Origin of the sequence: Asticcacaulis biprosthecium C19 (assembly GCF_000204015.1) — a bacterium.
GTDB classification, from domain to species: domain Bacteria; phylum Pseudomonadota; class Alphaproteobacteria; order Caulobacterales; family Caulobacteraceae; genus Asticcacaulis; species Asticcacaulis biprosthecius.
The window spans coordinates 147,218-173,684 of the sequence record NZ_GL883079.1 but is presented as its reverse complement, the minus strand read 5'-3'; the positions used below and the strand labels follow the sequence as shown (position 1 = coordinate 173,684).

Here is a 26,467-nt window from a genome sequence, read left to right as displayed (position 1 = left end):
GCCGACGCCGGCGACGCGGAGGCTGATCCGGCTTCCACAGCGACAGGCTCAGCGGCCGCGGCGGCTTCCAGAGCGGCCTGGGCGTCGGCGCTGGCCGCGTCCATCGGCATATCCACCGGGGCTTCGGCTTCAGCGGCCTCATGGCCATCTTCGGCCTTTTCACCGCAGGCGGCCAGGCTCAGTACAGCGAACATCAAGGGAATCAGAATCGGGCGCATGGCTCTTCCTAGCTCAGGATTACGGCACGAAAAAGGGCCGCACCATAGGTGCGGCCCTTCATCATATCGCCCTGAGGCGAATTGATTAGTGCGAAGCAGCTTCCGAAGCTTCGACCGAAGCGGCCGAAACGGCTTCAGCCGACTCGACAACGGCTTCCGAAGCGGCGACCGAAGCTTCAGCAGCTTCTTCAGCGGCCTTCGGCTGGCAAGCAGCGACGGACAGCGAAGCAGCGGCAACAGCGGCGATCAGGGCGACGCGGACGATTTTGGAGGTCATGATCAGATCCTTAATTCTAACGTTAGAGCGTCAGGACCTTGAAGCCTACGCCCACGGATCGAGTCATACTCAAAACGCCTGAGTCCCGCAAGTGCTATTTCACAAAACTGTGATCGAAGATGCGATTGTGATCGCCTTTTTCAACAGAAAGGATGAAAATTGGGCTGTCCCCAACCCGCAAAGCCCCCGTCATAGGGCGAAACCCACCGGGGCTGTGCTGCAGGGCAGCATGAATGGGTCGCCAGAACCGCGGCATGACACCGCAAGGCTCGTGATTCGCGCTGCGGTGGTGGCGCGGATATCGCCGGTCAGGCCGCTTCGGCCGGAATATTGTTGAGCGCCTCTTCCATCTCCAGGAAGGAGGGTTGCGACGGCGTCGGGATCGAACCGCGGCCGATTTCGACCGAAATCTGGGCAGCATTGCCGTGCAGGTGGGCGACCAGCACCGACTGAATGATCTTGTAGAAGGCGCTCTCTTCCTCAATCACGCCGGACATGCGTGTGGCGAACGGACCGACCAGGCCATAGGCCAGGAACACGCCCATGAAGGTACCAACCAGAGCGCCACCGATCATGGCGCCGAGAACTTCCGGTGGTTCCGTAATGGAGCCCATGGTCTTGATAACGCCCAGAACGGCGGCGACGATCCCCAGGGCCGGCAAGGCATCGGCCATGTTCTGCAGCGCGTGGGCCGGGTGCAGCGCCTCATGGTGGTGCTTTTCGAGTTGCTTTTCCATGGCGTCTTCGACCTGATGCGGGTCTTCGAGGTTCATCGTCATCATGCGCAGCGTGTCGCAGATGAAATCGACGGCAAAGTGATCTTTCACGATCTTGGGGAAGCGCTTGAAGATACTGGAATCGTGGGGCTTTTCGATGTGGCTTTCCAGAGCGATGACACCTTTGGACTTCATCGTCTTGGTCAGCAGGAACAGCAGCGACAACAGGTCACGGTAATCGGACGCCTTCCACTTGGGACCGCCGAAGACCTTGCCCATACCGCCGCCCATGCCTTTCAGGGTCGTCAGCGAATTGCCGATCAGACTGGCCGCCACGGCAGAACCGCCGATGGCCATCAGTTCGTGCGGGGCGGCTTCGATGATGGGCGCAAAATTGCCCCCGGCCAGCATATAGCTGCCGAACACCATGCCAAACAGAAGAACAATACCGATGATCTGAAACATAAGGGGCCCACGAACGATTCTTTGTCGTCACTATCGTGGTTAATCCTTAAGGCCCGGTTTCTTAACGGAACGTTTTAACCGTGAATCTTTACCGGATGCGCCGGTCAGGAAGGTGGTGTTGCCGGCGTACCGCCCTGCATGACAACGAACCGGTTGGCCAGGTCGAAGCTGAGATAGCCGTCCGCCACCTCGCCGCGCGCCTTTTGCCATTCACGAACCGCCTGGCGCGTCTTGACGCCGATGACGCCGTCGACGGTGCCAATATCGTAGCCCGCCGCCTTCAAGGCTTCCTGCGACTTCTTGCGTTGCTCCAGGCTGAGCGGCGGTTCCGTCGGCCACGGCGTCGTCAGAGCCGGTTTGCCCGCGATCAGGTCGGCGATCAGTCCAACGGCCAGGGCATAGCTGGTCGAATTATTGTACTTTCGAATAGCGTAATGGTTCGGCAAGGCCAGGAAGGCCGGCCCCTTGGCCCCCGACGGCAACAGCAGGGTCGTCGCCTCCGCCTGCTCTGACGCACGCCAGTAGCCGCCGTCAGCGCGCTTTACGCCCAGCGCCGCCCATTCGGCGGGCGTTTTCTTGGCTGTCTCACCGAGATAATAGTCAAAGCCCGCCGGCAAGAGCACCTCAACGGCCCAATCCTGGTCGGGTTTCCAGCCAGCCTTCGACAAAAGGTTCGCCGACGACGCCAGGGCGTCCGAGTCGGATTTCCAGATATCGACGACCCCATCATTGTCACCGTCCGCGCCCAGGCGCAGATAGTTGTCGGGCAGGAACTGGGTCTGGCCCATCGCCCCGGCCCAGGACCCTTTCAGGGTTTGGCGGCTGATCTTATGGTCGCGCAGGATGGTCAGGCAGGCGATGAGTTCGTCCTCCGCCCACACCCGGCGCCGACCGTCATAGGCCAGGGTCGCCAGGGCCGAGATAACGTCTATATTCCCCTGGACACGACCCAGGTCGCTTTCCATCGTCCAGATTCCGCCCAGAAGATGCGCTGGGACACCGAACTTGGTAACGATCACGGGGACATTGAAGTTGGCATCCAGTCTCGTCCGCGCCGCTGCGGCACGCGTCGGACTGACGGCCTGGCGCATATAGGAACTGGCTGGTTTGGAGAATTCCGGCTGCTGATTGTCAGATGACAGGACGTTCTGCAGCGGCTGGACGTTTTCCAGAACCTGCGACGTAAAGACCGGGTCGAAGCCGCGCGAGGCCGCCTTGCTGATGAAGTTCTGCTTCCACTGGTCGAAGTTGCTGTAGCTTATGGTCGGCACAGGCGCCGGTGCCGGCTCCGCCGCGGCAGGCGTTGATGAAGCCGAACTCCCCGCCCCTGGAACTTGTGCCGGCGCAGGCTCACCTGCGGCAGCAGGCGGGGCAACGGGCGCGTGCGGCACAGGCGCCGGCGACTGCGTGTCGGTGGCGCAGGCGCTCAACAGGGCGAACAGGCTGACATAACGAAGACGCATAGAAGCTCCCGGGTTTGAGGCAAGTTTACCCCGATTGCGATTCCCTTTCCAAGGCTTTAAAGGCCACACACGTGATGAAAATAACGCCCTAGTGTCGTGATTTCGAAGTTCGTACGTTTTTGATATAGCCTGCGCAACGAACTTCGAAATCTGAACGACACTAAAACTTAATAATCACGAGAGTCCCTTAAACTCTGAAATTCACCTGAGGCCGATATCAAACACAAGCGAATTTCAGAATTTAGGACACTGGGGCAGGAAATTCTGAATTCACCCTGCTTTATCGCGTTGACAAAATTGAGGCGCTCCCCTAGAGACCTCCGCTCTTGTCATGCCCCGCGTCGCGCCAGGTTGACATAACACATTCATTTTCGGGTAGAACCATGAAAGTCCGCAGCTCGCTCAAGTCGCTCAAGGGTCGCCATCGCGACTGCAAGATCGTGCGCCGCAAAGGCGTCGTCTATGTCATTAACAAGACCGACCCGCGCTTCAAGGCCAAGCAAGGCTAAGCCTTACGCCCTTCGCTTTCATTAGCTGAAACGAACGCTTGAAGTCCCTGGATTTCAAGCGTTTTTTCACGCCCGGATGAGAATTATGGTTAAGGCGGTTCTGTTCGATATCGGCAATGTCATCATCACCTGGCATGCCTCCAATCTCTACAACAAGATGGTCGCCGACCCGGTCCGCCGCGCCTTCGTGCTGGAAACCGTGGTGCCAATGTCGTGGCACGCCGCCCACGATGCCGGTGTGACCTTTGCCGAGAACCGCAAGGAACGCTTGCTGGCCCACCCGTCCTATGCAGCGGAAATCCAGGCCTTCGACGAACGTTTCGAAGAGATGCTGGGCGATCTGGTACCCGAATCCGTCGCCACGATCGAAGATCTGCACCAAAAGGGCGTGCCTTTATATGCCCTGACGAACATGCCTGTCGAAAAATCGGCCATGGTCTTCTCGAAAAGCCCTGTCTTTGGTTATTTCCGCGACATCATCATTTCCGGTGTAGAGGGGGTGATCAAGCCCGATCCGGCCATCTACGACATCACCCTGCAGCGGCTGGGCCTGCCAGCGGCGGATATCTTTTTCATAGACGACAGCAGCGTCAATATTGATGCCGCCCGAAACATGGGCTTCCTCACCCATCTCTTCCAGGATCCGAAGGCCCTGCGTCCGGCCCTGGTAGCGGCCGGCATCCTATAACTATCCACAGGCGATCGGCCCTGCCAGCAAACTGGGCGTTGAGGTCGCGAATCACCTTGGCTATGGTTAAGCCCATCCCTTTTTTGTATCAGGATTACGACCATGGCCGATGATGCCGCCTCCATTACCTCCAACGACGTGATCTCCGGCGCCGCCCAGACACGCCTGCGCACCATTATCGAGCGGATTGAGCGTCTGGAAGAAGACAAGGCTGTGATCGCCAACGACATCAAGGAAGTCTATGCCGAAGCCAAGGGCGAAGGCTTCGACGTCAAGATCCTGCGCAAGGTCGTATCGATCCGCAAGAAGGACAAGGCCAAGCGCGACGAGGAAGAAGCGATTCTGGACCTCTACATGTCCGCCATCGGGATGTAAGATATTCGTCGGCCGTTTGTGGAATCAAACGACGGAACCCCCAGAAAAAAGCGGAAAGAAACGGAATTCCGGTGTCTGTACCTCCCGCGCGAAGCGCCTTCCTCGCCTGGTGCATAAGTTCATGCGCCGGCAGAATTGCAGCCTTGAATTCCGTGACTTCCGAGCACGCCGCCAAAGCGGCGCTTCAGTGTTGTCCGTGTTCCCCTCAAATGTCAGCGGCGGGCCGACGGGTTGGGAGTTCTCTGGAACAAAGAATGGGAACACGGACCACACGGAGGCCGCTGCGCGGCGACACTGAAAAAACGGAATTCAGGGTGTCAACACCGACGGCGCAAAGCGCTTCAATGCGTGCATCATAAGGAATGCGCTTCGCGCCGATCAGCGCCACGTTTCAGTGTTTTCCGTGCCGCCGCGTAGCGGCGTTTCCGTGCCTTCCGTGGTTTAATTCCACCGGCCCAATGCAATCCAGACTTGACGCCTCGTCACGGGATGCTCAAATCCCTGCCATGGCCTTCACCTCCAAACCCGGAAAGCCGCTCCAGCGCACCAAGGCGTTTCAGACCAACACGGCCCTGAAGACCTCAGGCATGAAGCAGGGTGGCGGGATGAAGACCGCCCCGCCCTCGCCGGCCGAACAACGCAAGGCCCAGCAAAAGTCCCTGCAAAACGCGACCCTGCGCGCCCTGGAAAAGGCCCGACACGACGCCGCCACCTCCGGCGTCGAATTGTCGCCCTGGGAAAGCGACTTCATCGAAGGCGTCGCCGAACGCGTCAAAACCTATGGCCGGGCCTTCGCCGATCCCGACAAGGGCGCGATGAACGGCACCCTGTCCCTGCGACAGGGCGTAAAGCTCAACGAAATCCGCAAGAAGGCGCGAAAGGCCAAACCTGATGCTTAGGCGTAGTCTGCTTACGGCCATGTCGGCCCTGGTGCTCGCGCCGCTGCGCGCTGTGGCCGCAACGCGATCGAGAAAAGAGGTCCTGGCCTTCTATTACGGCTGGTACCGCACCAAAGACCCCCAGGCCCACTGGCAAAATCCCGGCTCACCCAACACGCCGGTCACGGGCCCCTATGACAGCCAGGACGACGTTGTCATCGCCCGCCATGTCCAGCAGGCGAAAACCAACGGCATCACCGGTTTCATCGCCTCGTGGTGGGGACCGGGCGATCCGACTGATCAACAATTGCCTAAGCTGCTTGATGCGGCCACCAAGACCGACCTCAAGGTCTGTGCCTATGTCGAGAATGCCACGACGCCCGAAGCCTTGGCCGAGCAGGTCCTGTATCTCCACGCCAAGCACACCGGCCATAAACAATGGTTGACTCTGGACGGCCGAAAGGTGGTTTTCCTCTACGACCGCGTCCTGCAGACGATTGGCCTGGACGGCTGGAAACGCGCCCGGAAACTCATCGAAACCAAAGCACCGAAGGCCCTGGCCTTTATCACGACCGGGAATGGCCGCAATCAAATCGCTGAACGCGCCCCCCATGTCGACGGCGTCCACATCTACGACATGGCCTTCTACCTCAGTCAAAAACATGATTTCGAATGGCTGTGGCAGCGTCAGTTCTATAGCGGCTGGATCGGCTACCAGGCGGGCCTCAAGGTCAAGACCGCCACCATCCTGCCCGGGTTCGACGACCGGCTCGTCCCCGACCGCCCCAAACCCCGCCCGGTCGTCGCCCGTGACAACGGCAAGCTGTTCCGCGCCTTGTGGGACGCCGCCATCGCCGCCGATCCCGACTGGATCCTGATTGTGTCGTTCAACGAATGGCACGAAGGATCGGAAATCGAACCCTCACAACGTAATGGCGACCGCGAACTGCTCACCTGCCGGCAAAAGAGCGCACGCTTTTTGAGGTGACAGCGCTGGCCAAAACAGCGTTCGGCTGCTAACACCTTTCCCAACGAAGAAAACAATACGGTTGGGAAGATGACACAAACGACGCAACGCGGCGGCAAGCCTTCGTGGCTGGAACGCATTACCTATGGCTTCGGCGATTTTGGGTTCAACCTCTATTGGGCCACGATTTCGTCCTTCCTGCTGTACTTCTATACCGACAGTTTCGGTCTGGCCCCCGCCACCGCCGGCACCATGCTTCTGGTGGTCAAGCTGATCGACGCCTGCGTCGACCCGGTCATGGGCGCCATCGCCGATCGCACGAAATCGAAATGGGGCCGCTTCCGTCCCTGGCTGTTGTGGGGCAGCCTGCCGCTGGCCCTGTTCGGGGTCATCACCTTCATCACCCCTGACCTGTCGCTGAACGCGAAACTGGTCTATGCCGCCCTGACCTTCGGCACCCTGGGAGCGCTCTATTCGGTCGCCAACATACCTTATGGCGCCCTGTCGGCGGTGATAACCAACGATCCGCAGATCCGCACCCAGATCAACAGCTTCCGTTTCGTCGGCGGCTTCCTGGGCACCACCTTCGTCAACTATTTCACCCTGAAATTCGTCGCCTGGTTCGACAAGCAGGGCGTCGTCGACGGCTGGCCGGCCACAATGGGGCTGTATGGACTGCTGGCCTGTTTCCTGTTTGCCGTCCTGGCCGTGGTGACGCGTGAGCGTATCCAGCCCGGCTCGGAAGAAAAGGTTAGCCCGTTCAAGGACATCGGCGACCTGATGCAGAACCGCCCGTGGGTGATCCTGTTCATCCTGGCCCTGATCATCATGGTCACCATCAGCACCCGTGCTGGCGCCAGCATCTACTATATCAAATACTTTGCCGGCGGCAGCGACGCAGATGCCGCCACCTTCCTGACCGTCTACGGCATGGCCCTGGCGCTCGGTTCGCTACTTACCCCCGTTCTGACGCGGTTTATCGACAAGAAACGGCTGCTGATCATCCTTATGACCCTGGTCGGCATACTGTCCTGCGCCTTCTATTTCGTACCGAAGGGCGATATTGTCCTGATGTACGGGCTGCAGGCGGCCATCGGCCTGTGCCTGGGCCCGAAATCGCCGCTGACCTTCTCCATGTATGCCGATGCAGCCGACTACAACGAGCACAAGACCGGCCGCCGCGCCACCGGCATGACCTTTGCCGCCGCTACTTTCTCGCAAAAGATGGGCGCCGCCCTGGCTTCGGCCGTCATCGGCTGGGTTCTCGCCTCCATGGGCTACGTCGCCAAACAGGCCCAGACCGGCGCATCGCAAGAAGGCATCGTCCTGCTGATGAGCTTCGTTCCCGGCGCTGTCGCCTTCATCTCCGTCGCCGTCCTCTTTTTCTATAATCTCGACGATACCAGGCTGAAAACCATCCAGGCCGACCTGGACGCGCGCAAAGCCCAAAACTAATCCATGTCCCTGATCGATTTCGAAGCCCGGCTGTGCCGTCTCAACAGCCCGACCGCCCTCCCCTTGGCCGCAGGTTACCTGTGGAACAAGCGGATGATGATCCATATGAACGCCCGCGGCTACGCCACCGCCCAGTTTATGCAGCCGGAACCGTCCAAATACGCCCGCGCCCAAATCCTGGAACAGAAGCACTTCATGCTCCCGGAACAGGGCACCTACGCCCACCACCCCGGCCGCTTCTTCTACCTGAAGGACCGTGACAGCGGCGATCTGCGTTCGGCGCCTTATGAACCGGTCCGCAGCGCCTGGGACCGGTTCGCCTTCGAGGCAAAGCCCGAAAGCATCGGTTGGGTCCTGGAACAGAACGGTCTGCGGCTGGAACTCGAACTTAGCCTGCCGGTCGACGAAGCCGTCGAACTGTGGGAACTGCGGCTGATCAACGGTGAAGCACCGCGTCGTCTGAGCCTTTACCCGGCCTTTCCCCTGGGGCTGATGAGTTGGATGAGCCAGTCGGCCGCATACGATCCCGGCCTGAATGCCATCGTCGGCGATTGCGTCACGCCCTATCAAAAGGTCGCCGACTATTTCAAGAACAAGGACCTGAAGGACAAGGTCTTCCTCCTAAGCGAACAGACACCGGTGGCGTTTGAGACCCGTCAGCGGCCGTTTGAAGGCGAAGGCGGTCTTCACCATCCCGACGCCCTGATCGCGGATCGACTGGCAAATGGCATCTCGCGTTACGAAAATCCGATCGCCGCCCTACAATTCGATCACGACCTGTCGCCGGGCGAAACGGTTACCCATCGCTTCTTGTTCGGGCCGGCGTTCGATCATGCCGAGATTCAGCGGGTCAAAGACACCTGGCTGTCGGCCGAAGGCTTCGAACGCGCCCGAACAGAGTATGCCGCCTACATGGCGCAAGGCCGCGGATCGATCAATATTGATTTTGGCGACAATCACCTTACATACTTCGTCAATACCTGGCTGCCACGCCAGGTCTATTACCACGGCGACACCAACCGCCTGACCACAGATCCGCAGACGCGAAACTTCCTTCAGGACGCACTGGGTAATGTCTATGTCCGACCAGAATCCTCCCGCGCCACACTGCTCAAAGCCTTGTCGCAACAGCATGCCAATGGATCCATGCCTGACGGCATCACCCTCTATGACGGCGCCGAACTGAAATATATCAACCAGGTTCCGCACACCGATCACTGCGTCTGGCTGCCCATGCTGCTGGAAGCCTATCTCGACGAAACCGGCGACTATGCCGTCCTCGACGAAACCGTGACCGACCAGGAAACCGGCCAGTCCAAAACCGTCCGCGACCGGGTTTCCTGGGCTATGCAATGGTTGATCGAAAAGGTCGACCAACGCGGCCTCAGCTTCATCGAGCAGGGCGACTGGAACGACCCGATGAACATGGTCGGCTGGAAGGGCAAGGGCGTCTCGGGCTGGCTGACCATTGCCACCGCCTATGGCCTGAAGCTGTGGGCGCAGATCCTCACCCGCGACGGTCGCGATCCGACCTTATTCGAAGCCGCCATTGAGCAGTTTCGCGACGCCGCCAATACCCATCTGTGGGACGGCGACTGGTACGGCCGCGGCATCACCGATGACGGCGTCATCTTCGGCGTCAAGGCTGACGGAGAAGGCCGCATCTATCTCAACCCGCAAAGCTTCGCGCTTATGGCCGGGCTTGCGGGCAACGGCAAAAAAACCTTGATGATCAAGGCGATCGAAGAACAGCTTGAGACGCCCTACGGCGTTGAGATGATCGCGCCCGCCTACACCCACATGCGCGAAGACGTCGGCCGGCTGACCCAGAAGTTCCCCGGCGTCGCCGAAAACGGCTCGGTCTACAACCACGCCGCCGCCTTTTACATCTACAGCCTCTACCAGGTCGGCGAAGGCGACAAGGCCTTCGAACTGTTACGCAAAATGCTGGTCGGACCGGACGAAGCCGACTATCTGCGCCGCGGTCAAATGCCTGTCTTCGTGCCCAACTACTATCGCGGTGCCCACCGCCAGTTTCCAGATGCGTCTGGCCGCTCGTCGCACCTGTTCAACACCGGCACGGCGTCCTGGATCTATCGCAGCGTCATCGAAGGCCTTTTCGGCCTCAAGGGCTGCCGCGAGGGCCTTCGCATCTCGCCGCAACTGCCGTCGCAGTGGCCGCAGGCGCGCATCACCCGGTGCTTCCGCGGCGCCGTTTTCGACATCGACATCCGCAGCCACGACACCGCCGCCAAGACCACCGTCACCTGCCCGACAGCAACGGTTGATGGCGATCTGGTCAGCGGTTTTGAGGCCGGAAAAACCTATAAAATCGAAGTGGTTACGCCGCGCCGATAAAGACCGGCCGCGGCACGGCGATCTTCTGGTCCTTCGGTGTCAAGGTACCGTCATCATTGAGCGTGAAGACAACGATATCGTTGCTGCGCTGATGCGCGACGATAACGCGCTTCTGGGCTTCATAGAGGGCAAAGAAGCGCGGCCAGTCTCCGAGAGTCGGCGCGATCTGCAGCAGCTTCAACGCGCCAGAGCCGTCAGTTTCGAACACGGTGATGCTGTGATGGCCGCGGTTGGAGGCATAGACGCGCGTGCCGGCAGCATTAACGGCGATATGCGCGGCCTGGCTCTTGCCGGCAAAATCCGCCGGCAACAGCGGAGCCTGTTGGAGTTGGGTAAAGCTGCCATCAGAATTTTTCTTCAAGCTGATCAACAGGTTGTTGAGCTCGGTGACCAGCAAGGCAACCTCGCCGTTGGGGTGGAAAGCCAGGTGGCGCGGCCCCGAACCCGGCGGTGCCTGGAAGGCCACGACCGGTTCACCAACCGTCTTGCCGTCGAAAGCGTAGGCCAGGACCTGATCGGTGCCGAGATCGACGCTGTAAATGTGCTTCTGGTCCGGCGAGAACTGCACCCAGTGGGCGTGCGGGCCTTCCTGGCGGTCCTTGTTGGGCCCCGAACCAGCATTCTTGCGGTTGGCCATCGGCGCCAGCAATTCGCCCTTGTCGCTCAAGGGATAGACCACGACATTGCCGCCGCCGTAATTGGCCACGGCCAGGACGCTTTCGTCCTTCGACAGGGCGGCGTAGCATGGCGACGAACCTTCCGCCGACTGTTCGCTGGTCAGCGTCCACACACCCTCCGCCACGGTCCAGGCGCCGACCTTGCCGTCGTCCTTTTCGTTGAGCAGATAATGCCGCTTGAACTTCGGGCTGTAGGCACCGAATGAGACATTCTCAACCTGAGGCGCCGGTTGGCCAACCGTCCAGGAATCCGCCGAAGCGCTGTACGTCAGCGGATAGACGCCCTTGGCATCGTCGCCATTATAGGTGCCGACAAACAGGTTCAAATTACCCGCAGCAGCGGCGCCTTCCTTTGTCTGCGCGCAAGCTGGTGCGGTGGCAATCGCCAGGGCACTGACCATCAGCGTACGGCGGTTCAAAATGGACGTCGTCATCAGCTTTCCTTTCAATCTTTGGCGATAGTCGTAGCCACCTTGGTGCGGGCTCGCCAGCAATTTCTCACCGCCATTTCGGTTTTACAAACATCGCCCCAACTGTTTGCACAACCTTCACGGGCGATCAATTTGGTAAACCTATGATTTTTCGAAGCAAAAAACGTCATAACTCGCGTTTTACGGCGCTGGTTTTACGGTTTCCTCACATAATTCCGCCATACTCCCCAATCGGAGTGGGTGAAACAAACATGGCGAAAGTTGCATCTTCCAGGGCTGACGTTGCGGCCTATCAGCGGGTCGGCACCGTCGAAACCGTGAGCTACAGCCTGGGCGATATCGGCTTTAACCTTTACTGGGCGCCGATGACAGCTTTTTTTGATGCTGTATCTCACCGACGTTGTGGGCCTCAGCGCCGCGGCGGTTGGTGGCCTTCTGGTCGCCATGCGCATCACCAGCGCCATCGCCGATCCCGTTTTCGCTGCCATTGCTGACCGCACCCGCACAGCCTATGGCCGCTATCGCCCGTGGTTCCTCTGGTTGTCCCTGCCCCTGGCAGCCGCGGGCGTTTTGGCATTTTCGACGGCCAGCTTCACCGAAGACACCCGCCTACCCGCCGTCTATGTCAGCTTCTGCCTGCTGAACCTGATCTACACCGCCATAATGGTGCCCTATAACGCCATGTCGGGCGCCCTCACCCCCGATTCCAGCCAGCGCGAATACCTGATGAGCGCTCGCTTCGGCGGTGGCTTCCTGGCCATGGTCTTCCTGACCTGGCTGACGCCGAAACTGGTCGGCTTTACCGGCCCTGGACAGGAGGCCCTGGGCTGGCAGTTCGCCATGACCATCTTCGGTGTCCTGGCCGCCGGCGTCTTCATCAACCTGTTCCTCAATACCCACGAACGCTTTACGCCCCAGTCGGCGCCGCACGCCAATCCGTTGCGCGACGTCGGCGACCTGTTCACTTGCCGGCCGTGGCTTGCCCTGTTCGGGCTCGGGTTCGTCCAGATGGTAGCGTTTGCCCTGCATACAGGCGTCGCGCCCTACTACATCAAATACTATGTCGGCGATCCTGACCTGGTGACCGGCTTCACCATGTTGTTCGGCCTGGGCCTCGCCGCCGGCGCCGCCACCACCTCGACCCTGACGCGCTGGCTAAGCCGCCCCAGCCTGATCGCCATCATGCTGGGCATCGTCGCCGCCTCCAGCCTAGGCCTTTACCTCGCGCCGAACGATCAACTGGGCATGATTCTTTTCTGCCAACTGATAAGCGGCCTGGCCCTTGGTCCGATCTGGGCCATCACTATGGCCATGTACGCCGACGTCGCCGACTTCAACGCCTGGCGCACGGGCAAAAGCGCCACCGCCATGACCTTTTCGATGATCATGGTGGCGCGCAAGATCGGCGCCGCCGTGGCCGTCGCCCTGATCGCCTGGGCCCTGACAGCGCAGGGCTACACCGCCAATACCGAGGCCTCAACCGAATTGCTGGACCATATCCGGATCCTGATCGGTCTGGTTCCGGCGGGCATGGCGGCGCTCGGCGCTATCATTATCGGCTTCTACGATCTGAAGGCTGACAAGGTCATCCGCGTCCAGGCCGAGATCGTCGGCGGCATCAAGACCGAAGTCTGACGAGAGACTGCTTTGAAAATGGGTCAGGCTTGCCTTCAAGGCTGAGCCGAAAAGGGCTGGTTTCGAGAACCGGAGCGGAGCATACTCAAGTACGTGAGCACCGGAAGCGCAGAAAACAGCACTTTGCAGGCCAGCCTGGCGAATTTGCAAGCAGTCTCTTACCACACCATATGACTGAGCACATCGGCCTGGCTGGCGTTGAAAACGGTGATCGCATTCCCCCCACCCAGGTCGATGGTGACACTGGAGCCTGTCTGAGTAACCGCTCCCGGACTGGCCACCCCGCCGGTATAGGCATTGACATTGATCAGGTCGCCATCGGTCGCGCTGAAATCGTTGATCACGTCCAGCCCACTGCCGATTCCGAACAGGAAGATATCCAGCCCTGCCTTCCCGCTCAGGATATCCTTGCCTGCACCGCCATTCAGGATGTCATTGCCGGCACGCCCATCCAGGTTGTTGTCACCACCATCCCCCGACAGCGTGTCATTGTGACCGGACCCGATGAGCCCTTCGATCGCTTGCAACATATCCGACCCCGCCCCGCCGGTCGCCTGTGACACCGCCAGCGCCAGGTCGACCGTGACCGCCGCCGTGGCGGTGGAGTAGCTCATCGTATCCAAACCCAGCCCGCCGTCGATCGAGTCATCACCGGCCCCCGCCTGGATCAGGTCGTCACCGTCACCGGCCATAAGCACGTCGTTACCCGTTCCACCCGACAGGTTATCATTGCCATCATCGCCGCTGATCGTGTCGTGGCCGGAACTGCCCGCCACCGTGTCATTGCCGCCGAGGCCTTGCATCACCCCATCAGCGCCGTCACCCAAGAGGTTATCGTTTAACTCCGAGCCAATCAGGTTCTCGATATCGTCGAGCCAGTCCGTCCCGCTGCCACCCGTCGCCTGCGTCGCCAGATTTAGATCGACCGTCACCCCAGCCGTGGCGTCGGCATAGGAGACCGTGTCATTGCCGAAATGGCCGTAGATCGAGTCATTCCCCGCCCCGCCCATCAGGACATCGTCGCCGGTCCGCGTGCCGTAGAGTGCGTCATTTCCATCGCCGCCGTACAGGGTATCGCCTTCCGAGATATCGGGCTGCGCCACCCAGATCGTGTCGTTCCCGGCGCCGCCATCAATAAAGTCATAGCCCAACCCACCGGTTATGCTGTCGTTGCCATCGCCGCCGGTGATCGAGTCATCGCCTGAGCCGGTTTCGATCACATCGTCATGGGCCGTCCCGACCAGGGTGTCGTCGCCACTACCGGTATAGATTTTGAAGAATTCGGCATTGCGGATCACCGTACCGGTCGAGAAGATCGAGCCGGCACTGGTGTGCGCCTGGGATACATCGATCAGGAAATCATCGCTCAGCCCGCCATACCACAGCGTGAAACTGTCCTGGCCTGCGCCGGCATCGATCGCATCCGCGCCGCCCCAGAGGCTGACGATATCGTCGCCACCACCCGCACTGATGGTGTCATTCCCACGCGTGGAAACACTGTCGTCATCATAAATAGTGTCGTTTCCACCAGCGGCCTCGATCAAGTCGGCACCGGCGTTGCCCCAGATGCTGTCATTGCCGTTACCTGCAGTGATGGTGTCATTGCCGGAATGACCCTGCAGGATGTTGGCGCCGGAGGTATCGTTCAACAGATCGTCGCCATCACTGCCTTCCAGGCGGTCGTTGCCCGTATTGCCAAACAGCGTGTCATTGCCCCAATCGCCATGCAGGAAATCGTTGTGCGTGCCACCGGTGATGCTGTCATTGCCCTCGTTGCCGCTCAGCCGGTCCACGCCGCCGCCGCCCGATAGCGTATCATTGCCGGCGCCGCCCGACAGATAGGTTTCGCCGGAACCGCCGGTCGCCAGATCGTTGCCGCCACCGCCTAAAAAAGTGTCACTTCCGGAACCGCCGATAAAGGTGTCATTGCCCAGCCCCGCGTCGAAATGCGCGCGCTCGACGTTGCGAATTATGGTGCCGTCCGCCAGGGTCACGCCGGTCGTCGTCGCCATGGCCGTGACATCGAACAGATAGGACACGGTCGCATAGGTCTGGACATACTCGACGAAGTCGATGCCGGCGCCGCCATCCAGAACGTCGATCCCGCCCAGGCTGCTCAGATTATCGTTGCCGTCCCCGCCGATCAGGGTGTCGTTGCCGACAAGCTCCCAGTAACGCTCCCCGACGAGAAAATCATTGCCGCCGGCGCCGTCGAGGTAATCGTCACCGCTATTTCCGTCGGCCTGGTCGTTGTCGGAGGTGCCTACATAGGTGTCATTGGCGATGGTGCCGTAATAGATGGCCTGGTTGATCCCGCCTGCGAACGCACTGAACCGGTTGAACGCTTTGGTCATGGTCAGTTCCTTTGGGTCGTTTCCACTGTTCTTATCGCTGGCGGCGAATCTAAACAGGATCACAGAGCGCGGCTACCGCAAGTCCGCCTTATGACGGCAATGTCATCCAGGCGTGAAGCCATAACCCGCAACGACATCGATTGCACTTCGCAGCACCAACGGTGTCCGCCGATCACGGCCTATACGGAATCTATACGCGCACTTTTCGCATCTATACGCCGGCCATATGCGATCGCGCCTAAACCACCCACCGTTCCCATTGATCGAACGGAGGGCCCATATGGCCATCGTCTATCTTCTGGCCGGGGCAGGCTTCTTCGGCCTGTGCCTGGCTTTCGTCGCCTTTGCTGACAGCCTGAGGGAGGGATCATGACTGCCCTCTACATCGCCGCCGGCATCATCACTCTGGGCCTCGCTGGCTACCTGATCGTCGCCCTGATCAAACCCGAACTTTTCCCCTAATCTTAGCAACGCCTCATGTTTATCCAAAAAGCGGCCATCCACTTTTTGGCATGAGGCTTAAGGAGCTACCGGCATGCTGTTCGGTATCACACCCGCAAGCTGGCTACAGCTTGCGCTTTACATGCTTGTGCTCACGGCTGTGGCCGTGCCGCTGGGCCTCTACATGGCGCGCGTCCTGTCGGGCGAGCGCAACCTGCTCACCCCCATCCTCGCCCCGGTCGAAAAGCTGATCTACGGCGCCTGCAATGTCCGCCCAGAACAAGAAATGACCTGGAAGGACTACGCCACCGCCGTCATCCTGTTCTCCCTCGGCGGCTTTATCCTGCTATTCAGCCTGCTGCTGGCGCAGGGTTCGATCCCACCCAACCCGCAGAACCTGCCCGGTCTGACGCCGGATCTGGCCTTCAACACGGCGGTCAGCTTCGTCACTAACACCAACTGGCAATCCTATGGCGGTGAAACCACCCTGAGCTATTTCAGCCAGATGGCCGGCCTGACGGTGCAAAACTTCGTCTCTGCCGCCGTCGGCATCGCCGTCCTGACCGCCCTCATCCGCGGCCTGTCGCGTCACTCCAGTGATAGATTGGCCACCGACAAACTCGGCAATTTCTGGGTCGATATGGTCCGGGTCAATCTCTACATCCTGCTGCCCCTGTCCTTGATCCTTGCCGTCCTGCTGGCCTCGCAGGGCGTCATCCAGACCCTGGAACCTTACGTCGTCGCCAAGACCTTGGAAGGCGCCGACCAGACGATTGCGCTGGGCCCCGTGGCGTCGCAGGAAGCCATCAAGATGCTGGGCACCAACGGTGGCGGTTTCTTCAATACCAACTCGTCTCACCCGTTCGAGAACCCGACCCCGTTCAGCAACTTCATCGAGATGATCTCCATCCTGATCATCCCGGCCGCCCTGTGCTTCACCTTTGGCCGCATGATCGGCGACAAACGCCAGGGCATTGCCATCTTCGCCGCCATGACTCTTGTCTTTGTACCCATGACCATCGCCTGCATCGGCCTGGAACAGGCGGGCAATCCCCACCTGATCGCTGCCGGCGCCGATGCAGCAGGCGGCAATATGGAAGGCAAGGAAACCCGCTTCGGCATAGCCAACTCCGCCATCTGGGCCGCCGCCACCACCGCCGCGTCCAACGGCAGCGTCAATTCCATGCACGACAGCTTCACTCCGCTGGGCGGCGCCATCCCCATGCTGCTGATGAAGTTCGGCGAAGTCATCTATGGCGGGGCCGGTTCCGGCCTCTACGGCATGCTGATCTTCGTCATTCTCACGGTGTTTATCGCCGGGCTGATGGTCGGACGCTCGCCGGAATATCTCGGCAAAAAGATCGGCGCCTTTGAGATCAAGATGGCCTCGATCGCCGTCCTGTTCCCATCCGCCCCGGTCCTGATCTGCACCGCGGCCGCCGTCCTGACCGCCCCGGGCCAGGCGGGCCTGTACAATCCTGGCCCGCAGGGTTTCTCGGAGGCCCTCTATGCCTTCACCTCGGCGGCCAATAACAACGGTTCGGCCTTTGCCGGCCTCGGCGCCAACAACCCCTTCTACAACAGCCTGCTGGGTCTTTGCATGCTGTTCGGGCGATTCTTCGTCCTGCTGCCGGTCCTGGCCATCGCCGGTTCCTTAGCCGCCAAGAAAACCGTACCGGCCTCAGCCGGCACCCTGCCCACCCATACCCCCCTGTTCGTCGTCGTCCTGATCGGAACCATCGTCCTGGTCGGCGTCCTGACCTATGCCCCGGCGCTCGCCCTGGGTCCGGTCATCGAACACCTCAACATGATCAAGGGCTGATCTCCATGTCCACGACAGTAAAATCCAAATCCGACTTGATGTCAGCCGTTCTCCAGGCTTTTGCGCGCCTTGACCCGCGTTATCAGGTCCGCAATCCGGTCATGTTCCTCGTCTGGGTCGGGTCGGTGATCACCACCGTCATCTTGACCGTCATGCTGGCCGATCCCGGTAATATCATCGGCGGTGGTCAACCGGTGTGGTTCGTCGGCCTGATCTGTTTCTGGCTGTGGTTCACCCTCCTGTTCGCCAACTTCGCTGAAGCCATGGCCGAAGGCCGCGGCAAGGCCCAGGCCGACAGCCTGAAAAAGGCCCGCCGCGACGTCCCGGCCAAAAAACTGGACAAGTCGAAAAACCAGACTGTCGTCGCGGCCACCTCCCTGCGCAAGGGCGACGTCGTCCGGATCGAGGCCGGCGACGTCGTCCCCGCCGACGGCCAGGTCATCGAAGGTATCGCCAGCGTCGACGAAAGCGCCATTACCGGCGAGTCGGCGCCGGTGATCCGCGAATCCGGCGGCGACCGCGACGCCGTCACCGGTGGCACCCGCGTCCTCAGCGACTGGGTCATCGTCCGGGTCACCGCCGATCCGGGCGAAAGCTTCCTCGACAAGATGATCGGCCTGGTCGAATCGGCCAAGCGCCAGAAGACGCCGAACGAGATCGCCCTGTCGATCCTGCTGGCGGCCCTGACCCTGGTCTTCCTTCTGGCCACAGCCACCCTCCTGCCCTTCTCGCTGTTCAGCGTCGAGCGGGCGGGTTCCGGTTCGGTGATCACAATTACGGTTCTGATCGCCCTGCTGGTCTGCCTGATCCCGACCACCATCGGCGGGCTGTTGTCGGCCATCGGCATTTCCGGCATGCAGCGGCTGATCCGCGCTAATGTCATCGCCACCTCGGGCCGTGCCGTCGAAGCCGCCGGCGACATCAATGTCCTGTTGCTCGACAAGACCGGCACCATCACCTTCGGCAACCGCCAGGCCGTAGAATTCGTGCCGGTGCTCAATGTCAGCGCCCAGCAACTGGCTGAGGCTGCGGAACTGTCATCCCTGGCCGATGAAACCCCGGAAGGCCGCTCCATCGTCGCCCTGGCGCGCGGCCAGTTCGGTTTGCCCGAACGCAAAGCCGAAGACGTCGAGGCCACCTTTATCCCCTTCTCGGCGGAACAGCGCGTTTCGGGTGTGGTCATCAATGAACGCCACATCATGAAGGGCGCCGGTGACGCCATTTCCGGCCTGATCAACCTCAAGGGCGGGTTGGTTCCCCCGGAAGCCAAGACCGCCATCGACGACATCGCCCGCAAGGGCGGCACGCCGCTGATGGTCGCCGAAGGCCCCAAGGTCCTGGGCGTCATCCACCTCAAGGATATCGTCAAGCCGGACATCAAGGCGCGCCTGGCCGAACTGCGCCGCATGGGCATCAAGAGCGTGATGATCACCGGCGACAACCCGCTGACCGCCGCGGCCATTGCCTCTGAAGCCGGGGTTGACGACTTCGTCGCCCAGGCCACGCCGGAGACCAAGCTGAAATATATCCGCAAAATGCAGGAAGGCGGCGAAATGGTCGCCATGGTCGGCGACGGCACCAACGACGCCCCGGCCCTGGCCCAGTCCGACGTTGCGGTGGCGATGAACTCCGGCACCCAGGCGGCCAAGGAAGCCGGCAACATGGTCGATCTCGACTCCGATCCGACCAAGCTGATCGAGATCGTTGAAATCGGAAAGCAACTGCTGATGACGCGCGGCGCCCTGACCACCTTCAGCATCGCCAACGACCTGGCCAAGTATTTCGCCATCATCCCGGCTGCCTTCGCCACCACCTTCCCGGCGCTCGGCCTGCTGAACATCATGGGCCTGTCGTCGCCCCAGAGCGCAATTTTGGCGGCGGTCATCTTCAACGCCCTGATCATCATCGCCTTGATCCCGCTGGCCCTGAAAGGCGTCAAGTACCGCGCCGAACCGGCTTCGACCCTGTTGACGCGCCACGCCCTGATCTACGGCTTGGGTGGGATCGTCACGCCCTTTATCGGCATCAAAATCATCGACATGGGCCTGACCATGGTCGGTCTGGTTTAGGATCTCAAAATGTCCCTCCTCAAACACATCCAACCCACCCTCGCCTCGCTGGCCTTCTTCACCCTGCTGTTCGGTGGCGCCTATCCCCTGGCCACCCTGGCCATCACCCAGACCGCCTTCCACAGTCAGGCAGAAGGCTCCCTGATCCGCAACGGCAATACCGTGATCGGCTCGTCCCTCATCGGCCAGAACTTCACCCAGCCGCAGTATCTGTGGGGCCGCCTTTCCGCCACGGGACCAGCGCCCTTCAATGCCGGTGCCTCGTCGGGTTCCAACTACGGCGTCAACAACCCCGCCCTGATCGAAGCGGCAACCGCCCGACGCGAGGCCATGGGCGTCTCAGGCCCCGTCCCGGTCGACCTGATCACCGCCTCGGGCTCAGGCCTCGACCCGCATATCAGCCCGGCGGCGGCCGACCTTCAGGTCCCCCGCATCGCCCAGGCACGCGGACTGTCCGAGGCCAAGGTCCGTTCGGCGATCGAAGCCTCCACCGAACAACCGACCCTGGGCCTTCTCGGCGAACCGCGCGTCAATGTGTTACAGGTCAATCTCCGACTCGACGGCAAGCAGAAGTGAACCCTGACACTAAACATAACGAGGGGCGCCCCGACCCCGACAAGCTCCTCGCCCTCGTCACCAGTGACGGGGGCGAAGACGCGCGCGGACGCTTGAAAATCTTCTTCGGCGCCTCGGCCGGGGTTGGCAAGACCTTCGCCATGCTGAGCGAAGCCCGCCGCCTGCACAAGGACGGCCGAGACGTCGAGATCGGCATCGTCGAACACCATGGCCGGCCGGAAACCCTGGCTCTGATCGAAGGCCTGCCGGTTCTGCCGTGCAAGGTCATCGATCATCGCGGCGTCCAGGTCACCGAGTTCGACCTCGATGCTGCTCTGGCGCGCCGCCCCTCCCTGATCCTGGTCGATGAATACGCCCACACCAATGCCCCCGGTTCACGCCACCCCAAGCGCTGGCAGGACGTCGAGGAATTGCTCGACAACGGCATCGACGTCTTTACCACGCTCAATGTCCAGCACTTGGAAAGCCTAAACGATGTGGTCGCCAAGCTGACCGGCGTCTGGGTCAAGGAAACTGTCCCCGACACGGTGTTCGACGCGGCCGATGAGATCGCCCTGATCGACATCCCACCGGACGAACTGCTGCAACGCCTGGCCGCCGGCAAGGTCTATGTCGCCGATGGCGCCCACCAACGCGCCGCCGACAACTTTTTCAAGAAAGCCAATCTCGGCCGCCTGCGTGAAATCGCCCTGCGTCGCGCCGCCGAGCGGGTCGACGCCCAAAACGACCAACTCAACGCTGCGCACGGCCAAAGCGAGGTGGCAACCGGTGACAAGATCCTGGTCCTGGTGGGCGCGGATTCGCTGTCGTCGCGCCTGATCCGCCATACCAAACGCATGGCCGACCGCTCGCGCGCGCCCTGGTTCGCCCTGTACCTTCAAACCGACCGGCATGAGACCCTGTCGCCCAAGGCGCGGTTGCGGGTGGAACACAATCTGCGCCTGGCTGAAAAGCTCGGCGGGCGGGTCGTGCGACTAAACGCGGGCGCGGCAGCCGCCACCATCCTCGACTATGCCGGCAGGAACGGCTTTACCCGCCTGGTCCTGGGCCACAGCCGCCAACCGTGGTGGCGGCGCGCCACGGGTCAACAGGGCCTGTCCCAGAAGCTGATCGCCCAGGCCGCGGGACTGGAAATCACCACGCTGAACGCCGACGCCGTAGCGGACCCCACCGTCGAACGCGAGCCCCCGCGATGGTCCGCCCTGGTCGCCCGCCCTCGCGACCACCTTATGGCGGTGCTGGCGGTGGCGGTGTGCACCTTGATGGGGCTGCCCTTCCGCCACCTGATCGATCCCGACAGCTTCATCATGCTGTACATGACCGGCGTGGTGATCGTGGCGGCGCGCTTCGGCATCGGCCCCGCCGTCCTGGCGTCGGTCCTGTCGGTCGCGACGTTCAACTGGTTCTATATCGAACCCTATTACAGCTTCACCTTCGACAATATCAGCTATGCCGTGACCTTCGCCGTCATGTTGGCGACCTCGCTGATCGTCGGCTCGCTGACAGCGCGGTTATCGTTGCATGTGCGCCTGGCGCGCCAGGGTGAAACCGAGACCCGGCTTTTGTACGACCTGTCGCGACACCTGTCGGCGGCGCGCGGAGTCGAGGCCATGGCCACCGTCGCCGCCCGCTGCCTGGAGCCGGCCTTCGACGTCGAGGTTCGCCTGTGGAGCGGCGGCCGCCAGGTCACCGGCCCGGCGGAGGACGATCCGCGCGAACTGGGCGTCCTGCACTGGGTGATGCACAATCATCAGATTGCCGGGCGCCATACCGACACCCTGCCCTCGGCCAGCGGACTTTACCTGCCCTTGACGGCCGAAGCGGCTGACCTCGGTGTGCTGTCCCTGACGCCGCGCGATCGCGTTCGCCAGTTTACCAGCGCCGAACAACTGGTTTTCGAGACCGTGGCCTCGCTGATCGCCGGCGCCTTCCAACGCGCGCGTCAGGGGGCGGACGCCGAGGCCTCCCGCGTCGAAAGCGAGAACGAAAAGCTGCGCAACGTCTTGCTGGCCTCGTTGTCGCACGACCTGAAAACGCCCCTCACGGTCATGGGCGGGGCGGTGTCGTCCTTGCTGAAGATGCGCAAGAAGCTGCCGCGCGAGGCGGTCGACGAACTGACGGCCCTGTGGGGGCAACTGACCCGCTTGCAGAAGTTCGTCTCCAACCTGTTGCGCATGGCGGCCATCACATCGGGCCAGCTCAAGCTGAATTTCGAACCCTATCTGATCCAGGAAATCGCCGGTGCCGCCATCCAGCGCATCGAGGCGCAGAAGGGCGCCCGCCAGATCCGAACCGTCACCGCCGGCCAACTGCCCATGGTGACGATCGACGGTGCCCTGATCGAACAGGTCCTGATCAACCTGCTCGAAAACGCCATCGCCCACACCACCGCAGACGGTATCATCACCCTGAACTTCGAAACCGACGCCGACCGCGTCCGCGTGCGCATCAGTGACGACGGTCCGGGCCTGAAACCGGGCACGGAAGACCAGGTCTTCGACAAGTTTCACACCGACAACGATCTGAAATCCGACCGCGGCAATTCCGGAACGGGATTGGGCCTGGCCATCTGTAAGGGCATTGTCGAAGCCCATGGCGGGCTGATCTATGCCAAAAACAACCCCACCGGCGGCGCCAGCTTTATCTTTACCCTTCCGGTGGCTAATACCATTGGCCGATCGGCTTAACCATTCTTTGCCCACCCCGTTTACGGCGAGGGTGGCGCGAAGCGCCGGGCGGGGCCCTTCCTTAAGAGTCTAAACCAACCGTATGAAAATCCTGATCATCGAAGACGAAGGCGATATCCGCCGTTACCTGCGCGCCACCTTGACGGCTCAGGACTATGCTGTCCTGGAAGCCGCCACAGCGAAGGAAGGCGTGCAGAACCTGACCTTGAACCAACCGGACCTGGTCCTGCTCGACCTCGGCCTGCCGGACCAGGACGGTCAGGACTTTATTCGTGCGGTGCGGGAATGGTCGCAGGTGCCGATCATCGTTTTGTCCGCGCGCGAGCAGGAGGCCGACAAGATCGAGGCGCTGGAAAGCGGCGCCGACGATTACCTGACCAAGCCGTTTGCACCGCGCGAACTGCTGGCCCGGATCAAGGTGGCCCTGCGTCACGCTGCCCGCGACGCCGGCCCCAGGATGGAGATCTTCGAGCGCAACGGTTTGCGGCTGGACCTGTCGGCGCGACGGGTGTGGCTGGACGGCGAGGATGTCCACCTGACGCCGATCGAGTACCGCCTGCTGACCGCGCTGATCCAGCACCCTGGCAAGGTCTTGACCCACGCCCAGCTTCTGAACGCCGTCTGGGGCCGGCGCTCGACCGAGCAGAACCACTACCTGCGCATCCACACCCAGCATCTGCGCGAGAAGCTGAAGGACGATCCCTTGAGCCCGCGCTTTATCCTGACGGAACCCGGTATCGGCTATCGCTTCGCCGACTAGGGGTTTGCGTTCTGCCAGTCTTCCAAGGCGTCAATCCGGTCCACGACATAGCCATCGCGGCGGTGCTTTTCCGGGCCGAACGCCTGGTGCGCCAGCCGGAAATGCTCCAAAGCCTTGGCGGCATCTTGCTTCCGCGCCACGGGGTCTATCTGGCGCTGCATACGCGCCTCCCACGCCTCGGCTAGGTTCGCCTGAAGCTCGCCCCACACGAACAACTGCCCCTCGCGCTTCACAACCTCGAGCGCTCGATCACAGGCCACAATGGCATGGTCGAGCGACTCCGTTCCGTCTTCGCTTTTTCCCAGCACGCGCCCGCCGATGCACAGCGCCATTTGCGTCGCCGCCCAATCCTGCGGTGCCGTATCGCGCGGCGCCAGCGGCAGAACCTCATCGGTATAGAGCTGGATCGACTTCAGCAGCGCCGTCCGGTCCGTCCGCCCCTTATTGTACCAAGTGCCAGCTTCCAGCGAGGCGAGATAGTAGCGCAGCGGACGATCAGCGTCGGCACGAACCCGGCGTGCGGCCTGCAATCCGGAAATTGCCGTGTCGTAGTCGCCGATAAGGGTGGCGATCGACATGCGAATCTGGATCAGGAACCGCCATTCCGGATCGGGCACGATCGTCGGTCGCCCGTCAACTGGAACGAGATCGTCGAGATATGCGACAGCCTTGTCGAAACGACCTTGATTGAAAGCCTTGAGCACCTTTCCCAATCCCGCGACGACCGCCTTGTCCTGCTTATAGGAGAAGCCAGAAATCTGACTGTGGAGCATGTTACGGATGTGGCGGGCGTGGTCGATCAGGCCGGAGGCTCCAGCAATCCGGTCTTGCGGCGACGTCCCGGCCGGGGCGTCTACCATGGTCACCAGAGCAATGATCGCGTCGTCGCCCAGGCCGTTACGAAAGGCAATGTCGCGAATAGACATCTCTGCCTGACCGCGTTGCGCCGGAGTCGCCTCGCGCAACCAGTTCGGCTGGCCCTTGGCCACGGCAGGCCCGGCCAGAACCATGGCCATTACCAGGCCCAGGAGCGTTACAGATTTTAAATAATGCATGATGGCATCCCCCTCAGCCCACACCATAATCGCAATCGCGTGTGGGCGCTACCGGGGAGCAGCCGCCGCGGTTAGGAACCGCGTCGCGAACTCAGCCCGTTTCCTTGACGAGGCCTTCCAGCCCACAGTCACGAACCTTGCGGTACAAGGTCGAGCGGCCAATCCCTAAGCGCCTGGCCACTTCCGACATATGGCCGGCATAGACGCCGATGGCATGCTCGATCAGGTCGCGTTCGATGTCTTCCAGCTTGCGCAGGTGACCGGCCGCATCCAGGATCCGCACCGGGGCGTCCGGCAAGGCATTGATCGCCTCATGGTGGGCTTCCACCATGCCCAGACGCGGGGCTTCGGCTGCCGGCATCGGCATGGCCTGGCCGCTGATCGCCGGGAAGTCGAAGGCCTGCAGGTACGGGTTGTCGGCCAGGACGATGGCGCGGTAGACGGTGTTTTCCAACTGGCGGACATTGCCCGGCCAGTCGTAGGCGCACAGCAGTTGCAGAGCCTCACTTGAGACGCCTGTGACACGCTTGCCTTCTTCGACATTGAAACGGCGAATAAAGTGCTCGATCAAGGCCGGGATATCCTCGCGGCGTTCGCGCAAGGAAGGGGCTTCGACCGGGAAGACATTGAGGCGATAGAACAGATCTTCGCGGAACTGGCCGGTCTTGACCTGGTCGGACAGGTTGCGGTTTGTCGCCGAGATGATGCGGACATCGACCTTGACCGGACGCTTGGAGCCGACCGGATCGATCTCGCCTTCCTGCAGCGCGCGCAGCAGCTTGACCTGCATGTCCAGCGGCAGTTCACCGACCTCATCGAGGAACAGGGTACCGCCATTGGCTTCCTGGAACTTGCCCAGATGCTTGTCCGACGCGCCCGTGAACGAGCCTTTTTCGTGACCGAACAGAATGGATTCGACCAGGTTCTCCGGCAGGGCGCCGCAGTTGACGGCGACGAACGGCTTGCCGGCGCGCTCCGACGAGCCCTGGATGGCACGGGCGATCAGTTCCTTGCCGACGCCGCTTTCGCCCAGGATCAAGACGGGAATCGACGACTTGGCGGCGCGTTCACCCAGGCGGCGGACCATCTGCATGGTGCCCGAGGTGCCGATCAGGTCGTCGAACGAAATCCGGTTGCCGACGTGCTTTTTGAGGCGCGTGACTTCGGCGGCCATGTCGCCCATCTGCAGGGCATTGCGGACCGAAACGAGGATGCGCTCGGGTGACGCCGGCTTGATAAAGAAGTCCTGGGCGCCAGCCTGCATGGCCTTGACCACCGTGTCGATCCCGCCTGACGCCGTAAGCACCACGACCGGGGTACGGATGCCGGCAGCACGGACCTCTTTTAGCGTATCGATACCCGACTGGCCCGGCATGACCAGGTCGAGAATGACAGCGTCAATCCCCGGCAGGGTCGTCAGGCGATCATAGGCCTGAGCGCCGTTCTCGGCGTGCATGACCATGAAGCCTTCGCGTTCGAGCACGGCCTGGATCAGGCGGCGTTGCGTCGGATCGTCGTCACAGATCAGGATCGTCTTGGCCATTTTCAGCACACCATCTCGTTTTGAGACGCGCCCCGCGAAGGCGAGGTA

General features: G+C 61.4%; 22 protein-coding genes. 14 read left to right on the top strand and 8 right to left on the bottom strand.

The genetic code is table 11. The annotated features are described in order from the left end of the window. From ABI_RS25740 to ABI_RS15925, 4 genes are all read right to left on the bottom strand, one after another. The coding region (locus ABI_RS25740; protein WP_040309505.1) for a hypothetical protein at positions 1-218 on the bottom strand (218 nt) is incomplete at its 3' end. Between the two features lie 85 nt (positions 219-303). Beyond that, positions 304-495 (bottom strand): hypothetical protein, encoded by a 192-nt coding sequence (locus ABI_RS15935; protein WP_006274067.1) that lies wholly within the window; start codon positions 493-495, stop codon positions 304-306. Positions 496-803: 308 nt separating this feature from the next. Then, positions 804-1,676 carry a flagellar motor stator protein MotA gene (gene motA, locus ABI_RS15930; protein ID WP_006274065.1) on the bottom strand — a complete coding sequence of 291 codons (873 nt, stop codon included), beginning with the start codon at positions 1,674-1,676 and terminating at the stop codon, positions 804-806. Positions 1,677-1,780: 104 nt separating this feature from the next. After that, positions 1,781-3,139 (bottom strand): lytic murein transglycosylase, encoded by a 1,359-nt coding sequence (locus ABI_RS15925; protein WP_006274064.1) that lies wholly within the window; start codon positions 3,137-3,139, stop codon positions 1,781-1,783. A 383-nt stretch (positions 3,140-3,522) separates the two neighbouring features. On the opposite strand from ABI_RS15925, the gene ykgO reads away from it, so the two are divergent. The 7 genes from ykgO (at position 3,523) to ABI_RS15890 (ending at position 10,369) form a co-directional block, all read left to right on the top strand. Further along, positions 3,523-3,648 (top strand): type B 50S ribosomal protein L36, encoded by a 126-nt coding sequence (gene ykgO, locus ABI_RS15920; RefSeq protein ID WP_006274063.1) that lies wholly within the window; start codon positions 3,523-3,525, stop codon positions 3,646-3,648. Positions 3,649-3,733: 85 nt separating this feature from the next. After that, a complete protein-coding gene (locus ABI_RS15915) occupies positions 3,734-4,336 on the top strand; it encodes an HAD family hydrolase (protein ID WP_006274062.1) in 603 nt (200 codons plus the stop codon). A 102-nt stretch (positions 4,337-4,438) separates the two neighbouring features. Next, positions 4,439-4,711: a nucleoid-associated protein GapR gene (gene gapR / locus ABI_RS15910; protein WP_006274061.1), complete on the top strand. Its 273-nt coding sequence runs from the start codon at positions 4,439-4,441 to the stop codon at positions 4,709-4,711. Positions 4,712-5,217: 506 nt separating this feature from the next. Beyond that, entirely contained in the window at positions 5,218-5,610 is a 393-nt protein-coding gene (locus tag ABI_RS15905; RefSeq protein ID WP_006274060.1) for a hypothetical protein, read from the top strand. Next, positions 5,603-6,577, top strand: a complete 975-nt coding sequence (locus tag ABI_RS15900) for a glycoside hydrolase family 71/99 protein (protein ID WP_083811536.1) — start codon at positions 5,603-5,605, stop codon at positions 6,575-6,577. The genes ABI_RS15905 and ABI_RS15900 overlap by 8 nt, the downstream gene beginning before the upstream one ends. 69 nt (positions 6,578-6,646) lie before the next feature. Further along, on the top strand, positions 6,647-8,011 hold the full coding sequence (locus ABI_RS15895) for an MFS transporter (protein ID WP_006274058.1): 1,365 nt from the start codon (positions 6,647-6,649) through the stop codon (positions 8,009-8,011). 3 nt (positions 8,012-8,014) lie between these two features. Continuing rightward, positions 8,015-10,369 (top strand): GH36-type glycosyl hydrolase domain-containing protein, encoded by a 2,355-nt coding sequence (locus tag ABI_RS15890; RefSeq protein ID WP_006274057.1) that lies wholly within the window; start codon positions 8,015-8,017, stop codon positions 10,367-10,369. On the opposite strand, the gene ABI_RS15885 is transcribed toward ABI_RS15890, so the two are convergent. Next, positions 10,353-11,480 carry a lactonase family protein gene (locus ABI_RS15885; RefSeq protein ID WP_050808326.1) on the bottom strand — a complete coding sequence of 376 codons (1,128 nt, stop codon included), beginning with the start codon at positions 11,478-11,480 and terminating at the stop codon, positions 10,353-10,355. The two genes, ABI_RS15890 and ABI_RS15885, sit on opposite strands and share 17 nt — an antisense overlap. A gap of 378 nt (positions 11,481-11,858) precedes the next feature. Between ABI_RS15885 and ABI_RS15880 the strand changes: the two genes are divergently transcribed. After that, positions 11,859-13,112: an MFS transporter gene (locus ABI_RS15880; protein ID WP_006274056.1), complete on the top strand. Its 1,254-nt coding sequence runs from the start codon at positions 11,859-11,861 to the stop codon at positions 13,110-13,112. Between the two features lie 158 nt (positions 13,113-13,270). On the opposite strand, the gene ABI_RS15875 is transcribed toward ABI_RS15880, so the two are convergent. Further along, complete coding sequence (locus tag ABI_RS15875; RefSeq protein WP_157138960.1) at positions 13,271-15,466, bottom strand: calcium-binding protein; 2,196 nt, start codon at positions 15,464-15,466, stop codon at positions 13,271-13,273. 369 nt (positions 15,467-15,835) lie between these two features. Between ABI_RS15875 and kdpF the strand changes: the two genes are divergently transcribed. The 6 genes from kdpF (at position 15,836) to ABI_RS15840 (ending at position 23,821) form a co-directional block, all read left to right on the top strand. Next, positions 15,836-15,928, top strand: coding sequence for a K(+)-transporting ATPase subunit F (gene kdpF, locus ABI_RS15865; RefSeq protein WP_023452306.1), 93 nt, complete (start codon positions 15,836-15,838; stop codon positions 15,926-15,928). 73 nt (positions 15,929-16,001) lie between these two features. Further along, on the top strand, positions 16,002-17,729 hold the full coding sequence (kdpA, locus tag ABI_RS15860; protein WP_211211182.1) for a potassium-transporting ATPase subunit KdpA: 1,728 nt from the start codon (positions 16,002-16,004) through the stop codon (positions 17,727-17,729). 5 nt (positions 17,730-17,734) lie between these two features. Beyond that, positions 17,735-19,798 (top strand): potassium-transporting ATPase subunit KdpB, encoded by a 2,064-nt coding sequence (gene kdpB / locus ABI_RS15855; protein WP_040309503.1) that lies wholly within the window; start codon positions 17,735-17,737, stop codon positions 19,796-19,798. Between the two features lie 9 nt (positions 19,799-19,807). Continuing rightward, positions 19,808-20,374, top strand: coding sequence for a potassium-transporting ATPase subunit KdpC (gene kdpC, locus ABI_RS15850; protein WP_006274051.1), 567 nt, complete (start codon positions 19,808-19,810; stop codon positions 20,372-20,374). After that, the gene (locus tag ABI_RS15845) at positions 20,371-23,061 is read left to right on the top strand and encodes a DUF4118 domain-containing protein (protein WP_040309502.1); all 2,691 of its coding nucleotides are present in this window, start codon (positions 20,371-20,373) and stop codon (positions 23,059-23,061) included. Before kdpC ends, ABI_RS15845 begins: the two co-directional genes overlap by 4 nt. Positions 23,062-23,143: 82 nt before the next feature. After that, positions 23,144-23,821 carry a response regulator gene (locus tag ABI_RS15840; protein WP_006274049.1) on the top strand — a complete coding sequence of 226 codons (678 nt, stop codon included), beginning with the start codon at positions 23,144-23,146 and terminating at the stop codon, positions 23,819-23,821. Here the strand turns inward: ABI_RS15840 and ABI_RS15835 are convergent. Further along, complete coding sequence (locus tag ABI_RS15835) at positions 23,818-24,876, bottom strand: hypothetical protein (RefSeq protein ID WP_006274048.1); 1,059 nt, start codon at positions 24,874-24,876, stop codon at positions 23,818-23,820. The two genes, ABI_RS15840 and ABI_RS15835, sit on opposite strands and share 4 nt — an antisense overlap. 91 nt (positions 24,877-24,967) lie before the next feature. Next, positions 24,968-26,419 (bottom strand): sigma-54-dependent transcriptional regulator, encoded by a 1,452-nt coding sequence (locus tag ABI_RS15830; protein ID WP_006274047.1) that lies wholly within the window; start codon positions 26,417-26,419, stop codon positions 24,968-24,970. Positions 26,420-26,467 lie beyond the last annotated feature (48 nt).

Coding starts and splice junctions, on each gene's coding strand:
- ABI_RS15935 (WP_006274067.1), bottom strand. CDS start 495: ATGACCTCCAAAATCGTCCGCGTCGCCCTGATCGCCGCTGTTGCCGCT.
- motA (WP_006274065.1), bottom strand. CDS start 1,676: ATGTTTCAGATCATCGGTATTGTTCTTCTGTTTGGCATGGTGTTCGGC.
- ABI_RS15925 (WP_006274064.1), bottom strand. CDS start 3,139: ATGCGTCTTCGTTATGTCAGCCTGTTCGCCCTGTTGAGCGCCTGCGCC.
- ykgO (WP_006274063.1), top strand. CDS start 3,523: ATGAAAGTCCGCAGCTCGCTCAAGTCGCTCAAGGGTCGCCATCGCGAC.
- ABI_RS15915 (WP_006274062.1), top strand. CDS start 3,734: ATGGTTAAGGCGGTTCTGTTCGATATCGGCAATGTCATCATCACCTGG.
- gapR (WP_006274061.1), top strand. CDS start 4,439: ATGGCCGATGATGCCGCCTCCATTACCTCCAACGACGTGATCTCCGGC.
- ABI_RS15905 (WP_006274060.1), top strand. CDS start 5,218: ATGGCCTTCACCTCCAAACCCGGAAAGCCGCTCCAGCGCACCAAGGCG.
- ABI_RS15900 (WP_083811536.1), top strand. CDS start 5,603: ATGCTTAGGCGTAGTCTGCTTACGGCCATGTCGGCCCTGGTGCTCGCG.
- ABI_RS15895 (WP_006274058.1), top strand. CDS start 6,647: ATGACACAAACGACGCAACGCGGCGGCAAGCCTTCGTGGCTGGAACGC.
- ABI_RS15890 (WP_006274057.1), top strand. CDS start 8,015: ATGTCCCTGATCGATTTCGAAGCCCGGCTGTGCCGTCTCAACAGCCCG.
- ABI_RS15885 (WP_050808326.1), bottom strand. CDS start 11,480: ATGACGACGTCCATTTTGAACCGCCGTACGCTGATGGTCAGTGCCCTG.
- ABI_RS15880 (WP_006274056.1), top strand. CDS start 11,859: ATGCTGTATCTCACCGACGTTGTGGGCCTCAGCGCCGCGGCGGTTGGT.
- ABI_RS15875 (WP_157138960.1), bottom strand. CDS start 15,466: ATGACCAAAGCGTTCAACCGGTTCAGTGCGTTCGCAGGCGGGATCAAC.
- kdpF (WP_023452306.1), top strand. CDS start 15,836: ATGACTGCCCTCTACATCGCCGCCGGCATCATCACTCTGGGCCTCGCT.
- kdpA (WP_211211182.1), top strand. CDS start 16,002: ATGCTGTTCGGTATCACACCCGCAAGCTGGCTACAGCTTGCGCTTTAC.
- kdpB (WP_040309503.1), top strand. CDS start 17,735: ATGTCCACGACAGTAAAATCCAAATCCGACTTGATGTCAGCCGTTCTC.
- kdpC (WP_006274051.1), top strand. CDS start 19,808: ATGTCCCTCCTCAAACACATCCAACCCACCCTCGCCTCGCTGGCCTTC.
- ABI_RS15840 (WP_006274049.1), top strand. CDS start 23,144: ATGAAAATCCTGATCATCGAAGACGAAGGCGATATCCGCCGTTACCTG.
- ABI_RS15835 (WP_006274048.1), bottom strand. CDS start 24,876: ATGCATTATTTAAAATCTGTAACGCTCCTGGGCCTGGTAATGGCCATG.
- ABI_RS15830 (WP_006274047.1), bottom strand. CDS start 26,419: ATGGCCAAGACGATCCTGATCTGTGACGACGATCCGACGCAACGCCGC.